The following is a 14736-nucleotide window of genomic DNA, read 5'->3' on the forward strand; positions in this document are numbered from 1 at the left end:
GGGTCAGGCGGCTCGGCGCAGCCGCAGCGAGTTCGACACCACGATGACCGACGACGCCGCCATCGCCGCACCCGCGATCATCGGGTTGAGCAGACCTGCCGCGGCGAGCGGGATCGCCGCCACGTTGTACGCGAACGCCCAGAACAGGTTCTGCTTGATGACGCGCAGGGTCGCGCGGGAGAGGCGCACCGCCGTGGCGGCAGCCCGCAGGTCGCCCCGCACCAGGGTGATGTCGCTCGCCTGCATCGCCACGTCCGTGCCGGTGCCCATCGCGAGCCCGAGGTCCGCCGTGGCCAGCGCGGCGGCGTCGTTCACGCCGTCGCCGACCATCGCGACCGTCCGTCCCTCGCCCTGCAGCCGGGCGATCGTCGTGGCCTTGTCCTGCGGCAGCACGCGGGCGATCACCGCGTCGATGCCGACCTCGGCGGCCGCAGCCCGCGCCGCGCCCTCGGAGTCGCCGGTGAGCAGCACCGGGCGCAGACCCAGGTCGCGCAGCTCGCGGACGGCCTCCGCGGAGGTCGGCTTCACGGGGTCGCGCAGCACGAGCGTCGCCCGCGCGGTGCCGTCCCACGCGACGACGACGGCGGTCGCCCCGGTGGCCTCGGCCCGCCCGACGGCGTCACGCACCTCGTCCGGCACGCGCACGCCCGCGTCGTCGAGCCAGGTCAGGCGACCGACCGTGACCCGCCGGGCACCGAGCCCGGTGCCCCCGGCGCCGAGCCCGGAGTGGGCCGTGCGGACCACGGCCTCCACGCCACCGCCGGGGGTGGAGCGGAAGTCGAACACCTGCAGCGCGCCGATGGTGACGCCGTCGGCCCCGGTGCCCCGGGCGGCCCCGTCGGCGGCCGTCGCCAAGTGCTCGGGCGCCGCCGCGACCGCCTGGGCGATCGGGTGCTCGCTGCGGGCCTCGACGACGGCGGCGTACCGGAGCGCCTCGTCCGCCGAGACTCCCTCGGCCGGCTCCACGTGCTCGAGCGCCATCGCGCCCTGCGTCACCGTGCCGGTCTTGTCGAGCACCACCGTGTCGACGCGGCGGGTGGACTCCAGGATCTCCGGGCCCTTGATGAGCACGCCGAGCTGTGCGCCACGGCCGGTGCCGACGAGCAGCGCCGTCGGGGTCGCGAGGCCGAGCGCGCAGGGGCAGGCGATGATCAGCACCGCGACGGCGGCGGTGAACGCGAGCTGGGCGCCGGCGCCCGCGAGCAGCCAGCCGCCCAGGGTGAGCACGGCCAGGACCAGCACGATCGGCACGAACACCGCGGAGATGCGGTCCGCGAGCCGCTGGACCGGAGCCTTGCCCGTCTGCGCGCGGGACACGAGCCTCCCGATCTGGGCCAGCGTGGTCTCCTCGCCGACGCGCGTGGCGCGCACCAGCAGGTGGCCCGACGTGTTCACCGTGGCACCCGTGACGGCGTCGCCGGGGCCGACGTCCTGCGGCACCGGCTCGCCCGTCAGGAGCGACGTGTCGACGGCGGACGTGCCCTCGACGACCTCGCCGTCGGTGGCGACCTTCTCGCCCGGGCGGACGGTGAACAGGTCGCCGGCACGCAGCGCGGCGACGGCCACGTGCTCCGTGACGTGCGCGCCGTCCTGGCGCGTGACCGGGTGCCCGTCCGGGCCGGTGACGACCCGCTCGGCCTCCTTGGCGCCGAGCTCCAGCAGCGAGCGCAGCGCGTCGCCCGCACGGCGCTTGGACCGGTGCTCGGCATACCGGCCGGCCAGGAGGAACGTGGTCACGACGGCGGCGACCTCGAGGTAGAGCTCGGGCGTGGCCGCGTGCTCGCGCGACGGCAGCAGGGTGACCTGCATCGTCATGCCGATCTCGCCGGCGCCTCCGATCAGGAGCGCCCACAGCGACCAGAGGGTCGCGGCCGCGACGCCGATCGAGACGAGCGTGTCCATGGTCGAGGAGCCGTGGCGGGCGGCGCGCGCCGCCGCGGTGTGGAACGGCCAGGCGCCCCAGGTCACCACGGGCAGGGCGAGGGCGGCCACGACCCACTGCCAGCCGGCGAACTGCCACGGGGGGATCATCGAGAGCAGGACGACGGGGACCGTGAGCACGGCGGCGACGCGCAGCCGGCGGCGCAGATCGTCCCCGCGGTACTCGGTGTGCACGTGGCCGCCGGAGTGCTCCTCGTGCTCGTCGTGCCCCTCGTGCTCGCCATTCGCTGGTGCCACCGAGCGCGAGCCGGTGACGGTCGCCGTGTAGCCGGCGGAGGCGACGGCCTGCAGGAGGTCGGCGTCGGTGACGCCGTCGGGTCGGAGCACGTGCGCGCTCTCGAGCGGCAGGTTCACGGTGGCCTCGACGCCGGGCAGCCGGGTGAGCTTCTTCTCGACCCGGGCGACGCACGAGGCGCACGTCATGCCCTGGATGGCGAGGTCCACCTCGGCCTCGGGCCCGGTCTGGGGCATGGTCTGGGGAGTGTGCGTGCTGGGGGTGGTGTTCATGGGTGACTCCTGGATGGTGCGGTGCGGCGGAGGTCACCGGCGACGGGCCGGGATGGCGGCCGTCGGGGTCGGGGCGCCGGCGTCGGCCGGCGCGGCGCGGAGTGCCTGCACGGTCCGACGGCGGTGCGTCGGTGCCGTGGGTCGGCAGGCGGTCCGCGGGGGAGGGGCCGGCGCTACTCGCTCGCGCCGAAGCGGTGGGCGGCGGCGTCGTGGGCCTGCTGGCGGCTCGGTGCCTGCTCGGCGTGCTGCTCGCGCAGGGCGTTCGGCTGCACGGTGAGCGACGCGACCTCGTAACCGGCCTCGTCGACGGCGTCCCGCAGGGCCTGCTCGTCGAGCGGCTCGTCGGAGAACACGGTGGCCTCGGACTCTCCGCCGTTGTCGAGCACGATGCTCACGTGCTCGACGCCCTCGACGGACTCGAGCTCGCTGGTCACGTGCGCGACACAGTTGCCGCAGGTCATGCCGGTGACGCCCAGCGTGGTGACGGTGCTCATGGGTGCTCCCTCGGTCGGTGGTGGGTGGGTCAGCTGCGGACGAGGCGGCCGATCGCTGCGGACGCCTCCTTGATCTTGGCGGCGCCGGCATCGTCGGACTCGCGGGCCGCGTCGACGACGCAGTGGCCGAGGTGGTCCTCGACCAGCGCGAGACTGACCGACTGCAGTGCCTTCGTCACGGCGGAGACCTGCGTGAGGATGTCGATGCAGTAGACGTCCTCGTCGATCATGCGCGCGATACCGCGGACCTGGCCCTCGATGCGGCGCATGCGCTTGAGGTAGGCGGCCTTGTCGGAGGCGTAGCCGTGCGGCCCGTCGTGCGGGCCGGCTGACGCGTCGACGTGCTCTACGGTCTCGGTCATAGGTCCAACATACCCCTGGGGGGTACATTGTCAAGAGGGTGGGGACGGAGGGTGAGACGGCCGACGCTGACGCGCGCCACCTCACTTCTTCTTGGACTTCTTGCCCTTCTTGGACTTCTTCTTCGAGTCCTTCTTCGAGCCCTTGTCCTTCTTCGACGACTTCTTCTTGCCGTCCTTCGACCCGTCCTTCGCGGGCGTCGCCGGCTCCTCGGCCGGAGCAGCCGCCTTCTTCTTCGTGGTCCCGGTCGGCGACCCCGCAGCGGCCTTGCCGGCCGGCCTCGCGCCGTCGGCCCCCGCGACCTTCGCCTTGAACCCCGCGCCGACGCGGAAGCGGGGGACGACGGCGGCGGGCACGTCGACCGTGGCACCGGTGCGCGGGTTGCGGGCGGTCCGGGCAGCACGCGCGGTGCTGTCGAACGTGCCGAAGCCGATCAGCGACACGCGCTCACCGGCCGAGACGCCCTCGATGATGGACTCGATCACGGCGTCGACGTGCCGGCGCGCGTCGGCCGGGCTGCTGTCCGTGCGCCGCGCGACGGCTGCCACGAGCTCTGCCTTGTTCATCTGAGGTCACCTTCCGGATGCCGGGCGTGTCCCGGGCATTCAACCGCAGATCAGCGGCCCCCGAAAGGCAGACGCTCGCTCGCCGGGACGGTCTAGGGCCGCGCCGCTGCCGCCGCCCGCGCCCCCGCGGGCAGGGCCTCGAGGATCCGCTCCACCGCGGCGTCGTCGTGCGCGGCCGAGCAGAACCAGGCCTCGAACACGGACGGCGGCAGGTTGACCCCGGCGTCCAGCATCGCGTGGAAGAACGGCTTGTGCCGGAACACGTCCTGGCCCTGGGCGTCCGCGAAGCTCCGCACACCGTCGCGGGCGGCGGCCTCCCCGAAGAACACCGAGAACAGCGACCCGACGCTCTGGACCCGGTGGGGGACGCCCTCGGCGTCCAGCGCCTCGCCGAGGGCGCCGGAGACGGCGGAGGCCACCTCGGCCACGCGGGCGTAGACGGCGTCGTCGGCGAGGCGCAGCGTGGTCAGGCCCGCGGCCACGGCCACCGGGTTCCCGGACAGCGTGCCTGCCTGGTAGACGGGCCCGGTGGGCGCGAGCCGGTCCATGATCGCGGCCGGTCCGCCGAGCGCTGCGACGGGCATGCCGCCGCCGACGACCTTGCCGAACGTGAACAGGTCGGGTGTCCAGACGTCGCCGACGTCCCGGCCCGCGTTCTCGAAGCCCCAGTACCCGGCCTCGGACACCCGGAACCCGGTCAGCACCTCGTCCAGGATGAGCAGCGCCCCGTGCTCGGCGGTGATCCGCCGCAGCCCGGCGTTGAACCCGCCCGACGGCGGCACCACGCCCATGTTGGCGGGCGCGGCCTCCGTGATCACCGCGGCGATGCGCGCCCCGTGCGCGGCGAACGCCGCCTCGACGGCGTCCAGGTCGTTGTACGGCAGCACGAGCGTCTCGGCGGCGGAGGCCTCGGTGACCCCGGCGGACCCGGGCATCGACAGGGTCGCGACGCCGGAGCCGGCCTCGGCGAGCAGGGAGTCGACGTGCCCGTGGTAGCACCCGGCGAACTTGATGACGAGCGGTCGCCCGGTGACGCCGCGGGCGAGGCGGATCGCCGTCATCGTCGCCTCGGTCCCCGTGGAGACCAGACGGACCCGCTCGGCGGCCGGGACCCGCCGTCGGACCTCCTCGGCGAGCTCGACCTCGGCGACCGTGGGCGCCCCGAACGACAGCCCGCGAGCGGCGGCCTCCTGCACGGCCGCGACCACCTCGGGGTGGGCGTGGCCCAGCAGCGCCGGGCCCCACGACCCGACGAGGTCCACGTACTCGCGGCCCGCCACGTCGGTCACGTACGCGCCGCGGGCGCTCGCGAGGAAGCGGGGGTCGCCGCCGACGGAGCCGTACGCCCGGACCGGAGAGTTCACCCCGCCCGGGATCGCGGCCTGGGCGCGCAGGAATGCCTCGTGGTTGTCGGTTCCGGTCACTTGATCCACTCCGCAATCTCCAGGGCCCAGTAGGTGAGGATGATGTCCGCGCCGGCGCGCTTGATGCCCAGCACCGACTCCAGGACGGACGCTCGTCGGTCGATCCAGCCGTTGGCGGCCGCGGCCTCGATCATCGCGTACTCGCCGGACACCTGGTAGGCGGCCACCGGCACGTCGGACCGGTCGGCGACGCCGCGCAGCACGTCGAGGTAGGAGCCGGCGGGCTTGACCATGACGACGTCGGCGCCCTCGGCGAGGTCGAGGTCCGCCTCGCGCAGCCCTTCGCGGGCGTTGGCCGCGTCCATCTGATAAGTCCGCCGGTCGCCCTGCAGCGCCGAGTCGACGGCCTCGCGGAACGGCCCGTAGAACGGGCTGGCGTACTTGGCGCTGTAGGCGAGGATCGCCACGTGCTCGAACCCGGCGTCGTCGAGCGCGTCGCGGATCACCGCGACCTGGCCGTCCATCATGCCCGACGGCGAGACGACGTCCGCGCCCGCCTTCGCCTGCGCGACGGCCATCGTCGCGTACCGCTCGAGCGTCGCGTCGTTGTCCACCACGGCCGTGCCGTCGGGACCGTCCGTCAGCACGCCGCAGTGCCCGTGGTCGGTGAACTCGTCCAGGCAGGTGTCCGCCATGACGACCGGGCCGGGCCGCCCGTCCTGCTCGACGGCGGCGACCCCCTCGCGCGCGATCCGGAGGCCACGCTGCAGGATGCCGTCCGGCGCCTCCGCCTGGGTGCCGCGGGCGTCGCGCACGGCCGGGATGCCGAACAGCATCACCCCGCCGAGCCCTGCCCGCGCGGCCGCCGCGACGGCGTCGCGCAGCGTGTCCTCGGTGTGCTGCACCTGACCGGGCATGGAGCTGATCGGCACCGGCTCGGTGATGCCCTCCTTGACGAAGAGCGGCAGCACGAGATCGGCCGCGTGCAGCCGGTGCTCGGCGACGAGGCGCCGCACGCGGGGCGTGGCGCGCAGCCGTCGTGGCCGGTAGACGATCCCCGAGGTGCTCATGGTTCTCCTTCGCAGGCGGTGGTGACGGCGACGGCGAGCGCCGCGTCGGTGGGGTGGTCGGCGACGGCGGCGACCCTCAGCCCGGCGTCGCGCGCGGCCTCGGCGCTGGGCCGGCCGATCGCCACCACAGGAGTGCCGGTGCCGTACTGCTGGGCGATCTCGCGGGCCACGGAGCCGGAGGTCACGACCACGATGTCATAGCGGGCACCCGCGACGTCGGCGGGCAGCTCGCTGCGGACGGTGCGGTAGGCGGTGACGACGTGCGGGGTCCACCCGAGGGCCGTCAGCCCGTCCCGCAGCGTGGGTCGCGCCAGGTCCCCGAGGGGCAGCAGCACCCGGGAACCGGGGCCGGGCGCCGCCGGGAAGGCGGCCACGAGGCCGTCGGCCGATGCCTCGTCGTCGGGCACGAGGTCGGTGATGATCCCGGCGTCAGCCAGGGCGCGCACCGTGGCGGGTCCGACGGCGGCCCACCGCACGGGAGCGTCGGCGAGCGTCACGCCGGTGTCGCCCCGGGGGTGGCCCTGCGCCGCCGTGAGCGCGCCGACGGCGTTGACGCTGGTGATCACGACCCAGATGTACCGGCCAGCGACGACGTCGGCGACCGCCGTCCCGAGCGCCACGCCGTCGTCGGCCGGTGCCCGCTCGATCACGGGGGCCACCGTCACCGCGGCGCCCTGACGGCGCAGGAGGTCGGCCAGCCCGGCGGCGCGTGCGGGGGAGCGGGGCAGCAGGACGGAGCGCCCGGTCAGGTCGGTCACGCCCCCTCCGGGTCGTCCGTCCCGGTGGGGGTCCGCGCGGGCTGCGGCGGGGCCGGTTCGGCGGGTGAGAGCGGGGCGAGGCGGGCCGCGCCGTCGGACAGCAGGCGCTCGGCGACGCGGACGCCGAGGGCGTAGGCGGCGTCGTCGGCCGCGGCGACCGCCGTCGTCGGGGAGATCTCGACGCGGGCGGTGTGCTTGAGCTGCTCCGTGCCGTCGAGGGAGGCGACGACGGCGGACAGCACCAGCGCTCCCTCCTCCAGCCGCGCCCAGGCGCCGATCGGTGCGGCGCAGCCGGCCTCGAGGCGGGCCAGGACGGCGCGCTCGGCGGTGACCGCGAGCCGCGTGGGACGGTGGTCGAGCGCGGCGAAGGCCTCGGCGAGCGCGGGAGCGACGCCGTCGTCCGGCGCCAGGTCGGTGCTGCGCGCCTCCACGGCGAGCGCGCCCTGACCCGGGGCGGGGGCGACGACGAGCGGGTCGAGCACCTCGCTGACCACCTCGGTGCGGTGCAGGCGGGTGAGCCCGGCGAAGGCGAGCACCACGGCGTCGAGGTCGGGCTCGGGGCCCAGCGCGCGGGCGAGCCGGGTCTCGACGTTGCCGCGGATGTCGACGATCTCCAGGTCGGGCCGGGCGGCCTGGAGCTGCGCGGCGCGGCGCGGCGAGCCGGTCCCGACGCGACCGTTGCGCTGCAGCGTGTCGAGCGTGCGTCCGTCGCGCGCGCACAGGGCGTCCCGCGGGTCCTCGCGCTCCGGGGTGACGTACGTCAGGCCGGGCGCGGGCGTGGTCGGCAGGTCCTTGAGCGAGTGGACGGCGACGTCGCACCGCCCGGTGCCGAGCGCGTCGCGCAGCGCGGTGACGAACACACCGGTGCCGCCGAGGGAGGCGAGGGAACCGGTCTTGACGTCCCCCTCGGTCTTGATGCGGACGAGCTCGACCGGGCGGTCGAGGAGCTCCTCCAGCCGGCGCGCGACGATCCCGGACTGGGTGGTCGCCAGCGCGCTGCCGCGGGTGCCGAGACGCAGGGGGGCGGATGCGGAGGTGGTCACCGCTCCATTGTCACGCATGTGCGCGGTGCGGCGGGAGCGCGGAGGGCAGGGAGCACGGGGACGCCCGGTGAGCTGGAACGCGGTGCCCGGTCAGAAGGGCGGGAGGTCCGCGGTGGTGGGCAGGGTTCCGCGCGGCACCGAACCGTGCCGGGTGGCGACGACGCCACCGTCCGGACAGGTCGTGTGGCGCCGGCCGGTGGGCGAGGTCCACTCGAGGTGCCCGTTGAGGCCGAGGCTGTGGGCGGATGCGGATGCGGATGCAGGTGTGGGCGTGGTCGGGCTGCTGCCCGGTGTCCCAGGCCGACTGCCGGGTGGCGGTCTGTGCCGCACCGTCCAGCCGGCCTGGTGCTTGAGCACGTGGTGGTGGCGGCACAGGTGGGCCAGGTTGTCCGCGCCGGTGGTTCCGCCGTCGGCCCACGCCGTGGAGTGGTCGAGGTCGGACCGGACCGCGGGCACGGTGCACCCCGGGAAGCGGCAGGTGGCGTCGCGCCGTGCGAGCTCGGCCTTGAGTGCCGACGGGGCGGTGTAGCTCTCCCGACCGACGGAGAGCGGGATGCCCGACTCGGGGTGGGTCAGCACCCGCCGCAGCGAGGGAGCGAGAGCGGCGAGCTCACGGGCCATGTCCGGCGCGATGGGCACGTGACCGTCCAGGTCTGCCGGGATGTCGGAGACGCCCAGCAGAGTGAGGACCGGCACGGTCACCGTCACCTGCGGGCGGATGTTCCGCGCGATCGCCGCGATGCTCGGCACAGGGCGCGTGAGGGCCGGGTCCTGGGCGGGAGGACGCGGCGCTGCGGAGGCAGGCAGGGCGGGCACCGCGCTCTGGTCCAGGGTGCCGTCGTCGAGCAGCAGGGCCGCCAGGGCGTCCGCGCGACCCTGCGAGACGGTCAGGCTGTCGGTCTCGGCGTGGAGCGCCGTCGCCGTGCGGGTCAGCCGGTCGTACGCCGCGTGCGCGTGCGTCGCCGGCAGGTGCGCCGTGAGCCAGGCCATGCCGTCACGGCCGTCGTCGAGGTAGACCGCGCGATGTTCTGACGCCTTGGCGGCCCGGACCTCGACCGGCTCGGGATGGATGTTCTCGCGGGCACGCCGTGCACGGGCGTCCACCTGGGCGGGCGTGCCCGTGGCCAGGACGGGGGCCACCGAGGCCTCGACGCGTCGGGCGTCGGCCGGCTCGAGATCGGCGAGGTGGCGCGCCACGCGGGCCGCGTGCGCCCAGGAACACCGCCCGGCGGCGAGCGCGGCGAGCGACCGTGGAGCCTTGCGGCGCAGGGTCTGCGCGTGGTCGCACAGATTCGCGGCGGCGTGCTCGCCCAGGTGCAGCGTGGTCCCGACCTCCGCGACGACCGCCCGCCGGGCGAGCTCGCGTCGTCGGGCGGATGAGGTGCGCCGCAGGTGCGGGTCGTCGGCGTCGAGCACAGCCCTCTCGGCGTGCTCGGACAGGTCGGCGATGTCGGCGAGCAGCGCGGCTCGCCGACCCTCCAGAGCATTGATCTCGGCCTGCGCCGCGCTCAGATCCGACAGCAGGGCGTCCAGGCGCGCGAGCGTCGCATCCTCGCCGGTGGCTCGCGGCCGGGCGGCGGGTGCCGTACCGGTTGCTGTCCCGGGTGGCGCGTCACCCGACCTCGCTGTCATGCCTCGATCCTACCAGTCGTCGAACGTGTGTTCTAGTGGTTCCGCCTGGTCATCGACACCCGTCCGGGATCATGAGACGTCTCTCACGGTGCTGCCACCGTTCCCTCATGGAGCGTTCCTAACGTGCGAGGCACGTCGCCGCACAGCGCATCCCGCGCCCGCGGCCCTCTCACCAGGAGCACCTGAGATGAAGAGCAGAATCGTAGGAACGATCGCCGCACTGGGTCTGGCGCTGGCGAGCGTCGGCATCGGAGCGGGAGCGGCGCAGGCCGACGACGACGACCGGGTCAGCTGCACGGGGTACGCCTCGAAGAACGCGCAGTACCGGGTGACGCTCGCGGAGCGCGACGACGACCGGATGCGGGCAGCCATGTCGGTCGACGCCAAGAAGTCCGGTCAGCGGTGGACCGTCACGGTGTACCGCAACGGCAACAAGGCCTACCGGACCACCAAGCGCGCGAACAGCAAGGGCAACATCTCCGTGGCCAAGACGCTGCGTGGTGACGACGACGACCGGTTCCGGTTCGTCGCCGTGTCGAAGAGCGGTCAGCGCGCCGCCCGCACGATCGAGCTCGACGACGACCTCGAGTGCCGCAGCGGCAAGGGCTCGAAGGGCAGCCGGTACGGGTACTCGGTCGCCGAGGTCGGCGACGACCGGGCGAAGGCGCAGGTCCGCATCAACGGTCCGAAGAAGAACGCCCGCTGGACGGCGACGTTCTACCGGGACGGCAAGAAGGTCGGCTCGACCACGAAGAAGGCGAACAAGTACGGCAACGTCACGCTCGGCAAGAAGTTCCGCGCGGACGACGACCGCGTCAAGGTCGTGGCGAAGTCCTCGACGGGTGAGCGGATCACGCGCACCGTCGACCTCGACGACTGATCGTCTCGCGCTCCGCCCCCGGGTGAGCCCTCCGTGGCACTCCCGGGGGCGGAGCGTCGCCGCGTGAGACCCTGAGCCCCATGCCTGTGCGCTTCGAAGAGCTCGACTTCCAGGTCACGCCGATGGGGGAGATCAGCCTGCGCCGGCGGTACGACCCGGCGGCGAAGCAGGACGTCTACGAGGTCCGGCTCGGCGACGAGTACCTCATGTCCAGCCTCTTCACGGTGGCGGAGCGCGAGCTCGCCACCCTGGCGCTCGCGATGCTCCCGGCTGCCGACGCGCCCGCCGACCTGCGCGTGCTGGTCGGCGGCCTCGGCCTCGGGTACACCGCGCTCGCCGCGCTGGCCGACCCCCGGGTCGCCGACCTGACCGTCATCGAGTTCTCGGAGCCCGTCCTGGACTGGCACCGCCGCGAGCTGCTGCCGGACGCCGCGGGCCTCGCCACCGACCCGCGCTGCCGGCTGGTCCAGGGCGACTTCTTCCGGAGAATCCGTGGCGAGCCCCAGGTCCGGTACGACGCGATCCTGCTGGACATCGACCACAGCCCGCAGCACGTCCTGCACCCCAGCCATGCGGCGTTCTACGACGCGGACGGGCTGCGGGCGATGGCTCGGCACCTGACCGACGGCGGTGTGTTCGCCCTCTGGTCGGACGACCCGCCGGAGGCGGCTTTCAGGTCGATGCTGGGCCGGGTGTTCGCCGAGCACTCCGCGCACCCGGTCGCATTCCCCAACCCGATCACCGGCGGCACGTCCAGCAACACCGTCTACCTGGCCCGCGGCGTCCGGTAGTCCCTCACAGGGCCGACCGCACCCCGGTGTGCGTGAAGTCGTCCCCGACGTACAGCAGCTCGTCGCGGCGTTCGGCCGCCAGGGCGTACGTGAAGCAGTCGCCCAGGTTCAGGCGCGCCGGGTGACCGGTGCCCTTGCCGAAGTCCCGATAGGCGTCCCGGGCGATCCTCGCCTGGGCGGCGGTGAAGGGGGCGACCTCGACCTGCCACTCGGCCAGCAGCGCGTCGAGCCGCCGGGCGTGCTGGGGAGCGAGCCGGCCGACGACGATCCCGAGCTCGGCGAGGGTGGCCGCGGACATGGCCGCCGGGCGGTCGATCAGGAGATCGACGATCTGGTCCGCCTCGCGCTCGCTCAGGAACACGGCGACCACCGCTGACGTGTCGACGATCATGCGGGCATCCCCGCGTCGTCGTAGAGGTCGGCGTCCGACCCGCGCAGCGCTGCTCGGTCCGTCTCGGTGAGCTCGGCCCGCAGGTCGCCGAGCAGCCGGTCGACCCGCTCCTGGCGCGCGGCGCGCTCGCCGGCCTCGTCGTCCCGTTCCGCGAGCAGCTCGTCCAGCCGCCGCTGCACCGCCTCCTCGACGGCGCTCGTCTGCGACGCGCCGGTCAGCTCGGCGAGCCGACGCACCAGCGCGTGCGTCCGCTCGTTCTTGATGTTGAGACTCATGGTAGAAGTCTACCTCGGGATGGTAGACATATGTCCTCGTCGCCTCGTGCGCGGAGATCCGTGCGGCTACAGCCCGTTGACCGCCGCCTGGGCGTGCGCCACGATCGCGGCCAGCCCGGTGCCGGCGACCCAGCCGCCCGTCACGGCGAGCCCCGGCACCTGCCCGACGGCGGCGCTCAGCGCGGTGACGTCGGCCCGGTAGGCGGGGGTCGGCGGGGGCAGCGCGCCGTCCCAGCGCTGCAGCAGATGGTCCTGCACACGGCCGGTCAGCGGTACGCCGAGCAGCACGGAGGCGTCCCGGGCGGCCTCGTCGGCGGTGGGGGGCACCGTCTCGCTGCCGATACGCCCGTAGGAGAGCCGCACCACGTGCATCCCCTCACCGGCGGCGGCCCGCACGCGCGCGGCCAGCCACGGCCACTTGGCGGTCGAGTGCGTCAGGGCCTTGGCGCGCACGTCGGCGGCTCCGGGCGCGACGAGCATCCCGGACCCGCGCGGGGCGGCGTCCAGCGCGGGGGCGTCGACCAGCAGCGTCGCGAGCCGCACGTCGGCGCCCGCCTCCGGGGTGGGGACGACGTCGGTCCACGGTGCGAGCAGCGGCCCGACGGCGGGCGTGGTGACCACGAGGCGCGGTGCCGTGACGGTGTGCAGCGACCCGCGGCCGCCGGCGACCCCCGCGGCGGTGGCGCGCGAGCGCACGACCCAGCCGCCGTCGTCGGCCTGCTCGATGCCCACGACCTCCTGGCCGAGCCGCAGCGCGGTGTGGATGGGGCCGGTCGCGTCGGTGACCGGGGTGTCGGTCCAGATCTCGGCGCTCGCGGCGATCTGCCCGGCGAGCGCTTCGACGACGGCGTGCATCCCGCCGTCGATGCCGCGGACGGCCGAGCCGGCGGGCGCGGTGGCCCGCAGCGCGCCGACGGCGCGCGTGAGGGAGCCCTCGACGGTGAACCGGTCCATCAGGCCGGGGGCCACGGACCGTACCGAGAGCCGGTCGAGCGGGGCCGAGTGCACGCCGGTGGCGACCGGGGCGACGAGCCGGTCGGTGGCCCGGGCGCCGAGGCGGGCGCGCACCAGGGAGCCGAGGTCGTCCGCGTCGGCGCCGACGGACCGGGGCAGCACCCGGTCGAGGGAGGCGCGCAGCACGCCGGGCCAGCCGATGGCGCGGCGCACGTCGGCGGCCCACGGTTCGGCGGGGATGCCGAGCACGCCCGCCCGCGGCAGGGGGAACGCGCGGCCGGCGGCGTACCCCCAGGCGGACAGGGGTGCGGGTTCGACGACGTCGAGCCCCAGCTCCTGTGCGAGCTCGCCGACGGCGGTGCCCCGGGCGGCGAAGGCTTCGGCACCGAGGTCGACGGGGACGCGCGGCAACGACTCGAACGCGCCGCCGCGCACGGGCCCGCCGAGCCGGGTCGACGCCTCGAGCACCACCGTGCGCAGCCCGCGCTCGATGAGCGTGCGCGCGGCGACCAGCCCACCGATGCCGCCGCCGACGACGACGGCGTCGACCTGCTGGCTCACAGCGAGTGGACGAGCTCGACGATGCGCGTGAGCACCGTCGGGTCGGTGGTCGGCGGCACCCCGTGGCCGAGGTTCACCACGTGCGCGCGGGCCGTGGCGCCTCGCGCGACGACGTCACGGACGTGCGCCTCCAGCGCCTCCCACGGTGCCGCGAGCAGGGCGGGGTCGATGTTGCCCTGCACCGGCACGTCGCCGCCGAGCAGCGCGGCGGCCTCGTCCAGAGGCGTGCGGTAGTCGACCCCCACGGTGGCGTGGGCGAACCCGGCGTCGCGCAGCACGTCGCGCATGGCGGGCAGCAGGTGCCCGGTGCCGGTGCCGAAGTGGATGCCGGGCGCGCCGAGCGTCGCCACGTGCCGCAGGGCACGGGTGGACGACGGCGCCACGTGCGCCGCGTAGTCGGCGAGCGACAGGGAACCCGCCCAGGAGTCGAAGAGCTGCACGGCGCTCGCGCCGGCCAGCACCTGGGTGCGCAGGAACCGCCCGGTCAGGTCGGCGGTCCACTCGGTCAGCCGGCGCCAGGTCTCGGGGTCGGCGTGCATGAGGGTGCGGGCGGCGAGGTGGTCGCGGCTGGGCCGCCCCTCGACGAGGTAGGCGGCGAGGGTGAACGGCGCACCGCCGAACCCGATGAGCGGTGTCGAGGCGGCACCGTCGGACAGCCCGGCGACGGTGCGCTCCACCGCCTCTGCGATCGGTGCGAGCGTGGCGTCGTCGAGGTCGCGGGAGACGAGCTCGTCGATGTCGGCAGCCGTCCGGTAGGGGCGGTCCATGACCGGCCCGACGCCGGAGACGATCTCGACGTCCACGCCGGCCAGCTTGAGGGGCACGACGATGTCGCTGAAGAAGATCGCGGCGTCGACGCCGTGGCGGCGGACCGGCTGCAGCGTGATCTCGGCCGCGAGGTCGGGCCGGAGGCAGGACTCCAGCATCCCGACACCCTGTCGCACCTCGCGGTACTCGGGCAGGGACCGGCCGGCCTGCCGCATGAACCACACGGGCGTCCGCGCCGGTCGATCACCTCGCAGCGCGCTGACCAGCAAGGACTGTGCCGTACGCCCGTCGACGAGGGGGTGGGAGGCGGGCAGGTCGCTGACGTTCACCGTGGGGGATGTCACGGTCAACAATTCTGCCTTGAGGGAGCACAGATCATAA

15 protein-coding genes are annotated in these 14736 nt (G+C 74.7%); 2 read left to right on the forward strand and 13 right to left on the reverse strand.

Translation table 11 applies throughout. The features are described from left to right. Nucleotides 1-3: 3 nt before the first annotated feature. The 9 genes from ACH5HR_RS07710 to ACH5HR_RS07750 all read right to left on the reverse strand — a co-directional run bounded on the left by ACH5HR_RS07710 (nucleotide 4) and on the right by ACH5HR_RS07750 (nucleotide 9735). Nucleotides 4-2448, reverse strand: coding sequence for a heavy metal translocating P-type ATPase (locus ACH5HR_RS07710; RefSeq protein ID WP_416477194.1), 2445 nt, complete (start codon nucleotides 2446-2448; stop codon nucleotides 4-6). A 173-nt stretch (nucleotides 2449-2621) separates the two neighbouring features. Then, nucleotides 2622-2942 carry a heavy-metal-associated domain-containing protein gene (locus ACH5HR_RS07715; protein ID WP_416477195.1) on the reverse strand — a complete coding sequence of 107 codons (321 nt, stop codon included), beginning with the start codon at nucleotides 2940-2942 and terminating at the stop codon, nucleotides 2622-2624. Nucleotides 2943-2971: 29 nt separating this feature from the next. After that, a complete protein-coding gene (locus tag ACH5HR_RS07720; RefSeq protein ID WP_402376471.1) occupies nucleotides 2972-3304 on the reverse strand; it encodes a metal-sensitive transcriptional regulator in 333 nt (110 codons plus the stop codon). 81 nt (nucleotides 3305-3385) lie between these two features. Continuing rightward, nucleotides 3386-3868, reverse strand: a complete 483-nt coding sequence (locus ACH5HR_RS07725; protein WP_416477197.1) for an HU family DNA-binding protein — start codon at nucleotides 3866-3868, stop codon at nucleotides 3386-3388. Between the two features lie 92 nt (nucleotides 3869-3960). Next, the gene (gene hemL, locus ACH5HR_RS07730; RefSeq protein ID WP_416477198.1) at nucleotides 3961-5301 is read right to left on the reverse strand and encodes a glutamate-1-semialdehyde 2,1-aminomutase; all 1341 of its coding nucleotides are present in this window, start codon (nucleotides 5299-5301) and stop codon (nucleotides 3961-3963) included. Further along, the gene (gene hemB, locus ACH5HR_RS07735; RefSeq protein WP_402376464.1) at nucleotides 5289-6302 is read right to left on the reverse strand and encodes a porphobilinogen synthase; all 1014 of its coding nucleotides are present in this window, start codon (nucleotides 6300-6302) and stop codon (nucleotides 5289-5291) included. Before hemB ends, hemL begins: the two co-directional genes overlap by 13 nt. Then, nucleotides 6299-7060 (reverse strand): uroporphyrinogen-III synthase, encoded by a 762-nt coding sequence (locus ACH5HR_RS07740; protein ID WP_416477200.1) that lies wholly within the window; start codon nucleotides 7058-7060, stop codon nucleotides 6299-6301. The genes hemB and ACH5HR_RS07740 overlap by 4 nt, the downstream gene beginning before the upstream one ends. Then, nucleotides 7057-8103 carry a hydroxymethylbilane synthase gene (gene hemC / locus ACH5HR_RS07745; protein WP_416477202.1) on the reverse strand — a complete coding sequence of 349 codons (1047 nt, stop codon included), beginning with the start codon at nucleotides 8101-8103 and terminating at the stop codon, nucleotides 7057-7059. Before hemC ends, ACH5HR_RS07740 begins: the two co-directional genes overlap by 4 nt. Before the next feature lie 90 nt (nucleotides 8104-8193). Then, the gene (locus ACH5HR_RS07750) at nucleotides 8194-9735 is read right to left on the reverse strand and encodes an HNH endonuclease signature motif containing protein (RefSeq protein ID WP_416477204.1); all 1542 of its coding nucleotides are present in this window, start codon (nucleotides 9733-9735) and stop codon (nucleotides 8194-8196) included. A 187-nt stretch (nucleotides 9736-9922) separates the two neighbouring features. On the opposite strand from ACH5HR_RS07750, the gene ACH5HR_RS07755 reads away from it, so the two are divergent. Both ACH5HR_RS07755 and ACH5HR_RS07760 read left to right on the forward strand, forming a co-directional pair. Further along, a complete protein-coding gene (locus ACH5HR_RS07755) occupies nucleotides 9923-10615 on the forward strand; it encodes a hypothetical protein (protein ID WP_416477205.1) in 693 nt (230 codons plus the stop codon). Between the two features lie 80 nt (nucleotides 10616-10695). Further along, nucleotides 10696-11406, forward strand: coding sequence for a spermidine synthase (locus ACH5HR_RS07760; protein ID WP_416477207.1), 711 nt, complete (start codon nucleotides 10696-10698; stop codon nucleotides 11404-11406). 4 nt (nucleotides 11407-11410) lie between these two features. On the opposite strand, the gene ACH5HR_RS07765 is transcribed toward ACH5HR_RS07760, so the two are convergent. From ACH5HR_RS07765 to hemE, 4 genes are all read right to left on the reverse strand, one after another. Then, nucleotides 11411-11797 (reverse strand): type II toxin-antitoxin system VapC family toxin, encoded by a 387-nt coding sequence (locus tag ACH5HR_RS07765; RefSeq protein ID WP_402376448.1) that lies wholly within the window; start codon nucleotides 11795-11797, stop codon nucleotides 11411-11413. Continuing rightward, complete coding sequence (locus ACH5HR_RS07770; RefSeq protein ID WP_402376446.1) at nucleotides 11794-12072, reverse strand: type II toxin-antitoxin system VapB family antitoxin; 279 nt, start codon at nucleotides 12070-12072, stop codon at nucleotides 11794-11796. Before ACH5HR_RS07770 ends, ACH5HR_RS07765 begins: the two co-directional genes overlap by 4 nt. 66 nt (nucleotides 12073-12138) lie before the next feature. Further along, the gene (locus ACH5HR_RS07775; RefSeq protein WP_416477210.1) at nucleotides 12139-13587 is read right to left on the reverse strand and encodes a protoporphyrinogen/coproporphyrinogen oxidase; all 1449 of its coding nucleotides are present in this window, start codon (nucleotides 13585-13587) and stop codon (nucleotides 12139-12141) included. Continuing rightward, on the reverse strand, nucleotides 13584-14699 hold the full coding sequence (hemE, locus tag ACH5HR_RS07780; protein WP_416477211.1) for a uroporphyrinogen decarboxylase: 1116 nt from the start codon (nucleotides 14697-14699) through the stop codon (nucleotides 13584-13586). Before hemE ends, ACH5HR_RS07775 begins: the two co-directional genes overlap by 4 nt. Between the last annotated feature and the right edge of the window lie 37 nt (nucleotides 14700-14736).

Source organism: Isoptericola maris, assembly GCF_048065335.1.
In the GTDB taxonomy this organism is placed as follows: domain Bacteria; phylum Actinomycetota; class Actinomycetes; order Actinomycetales; family Cellulomonadaceae; genus Isoptericola; species Isoptericola rhizosphaerae.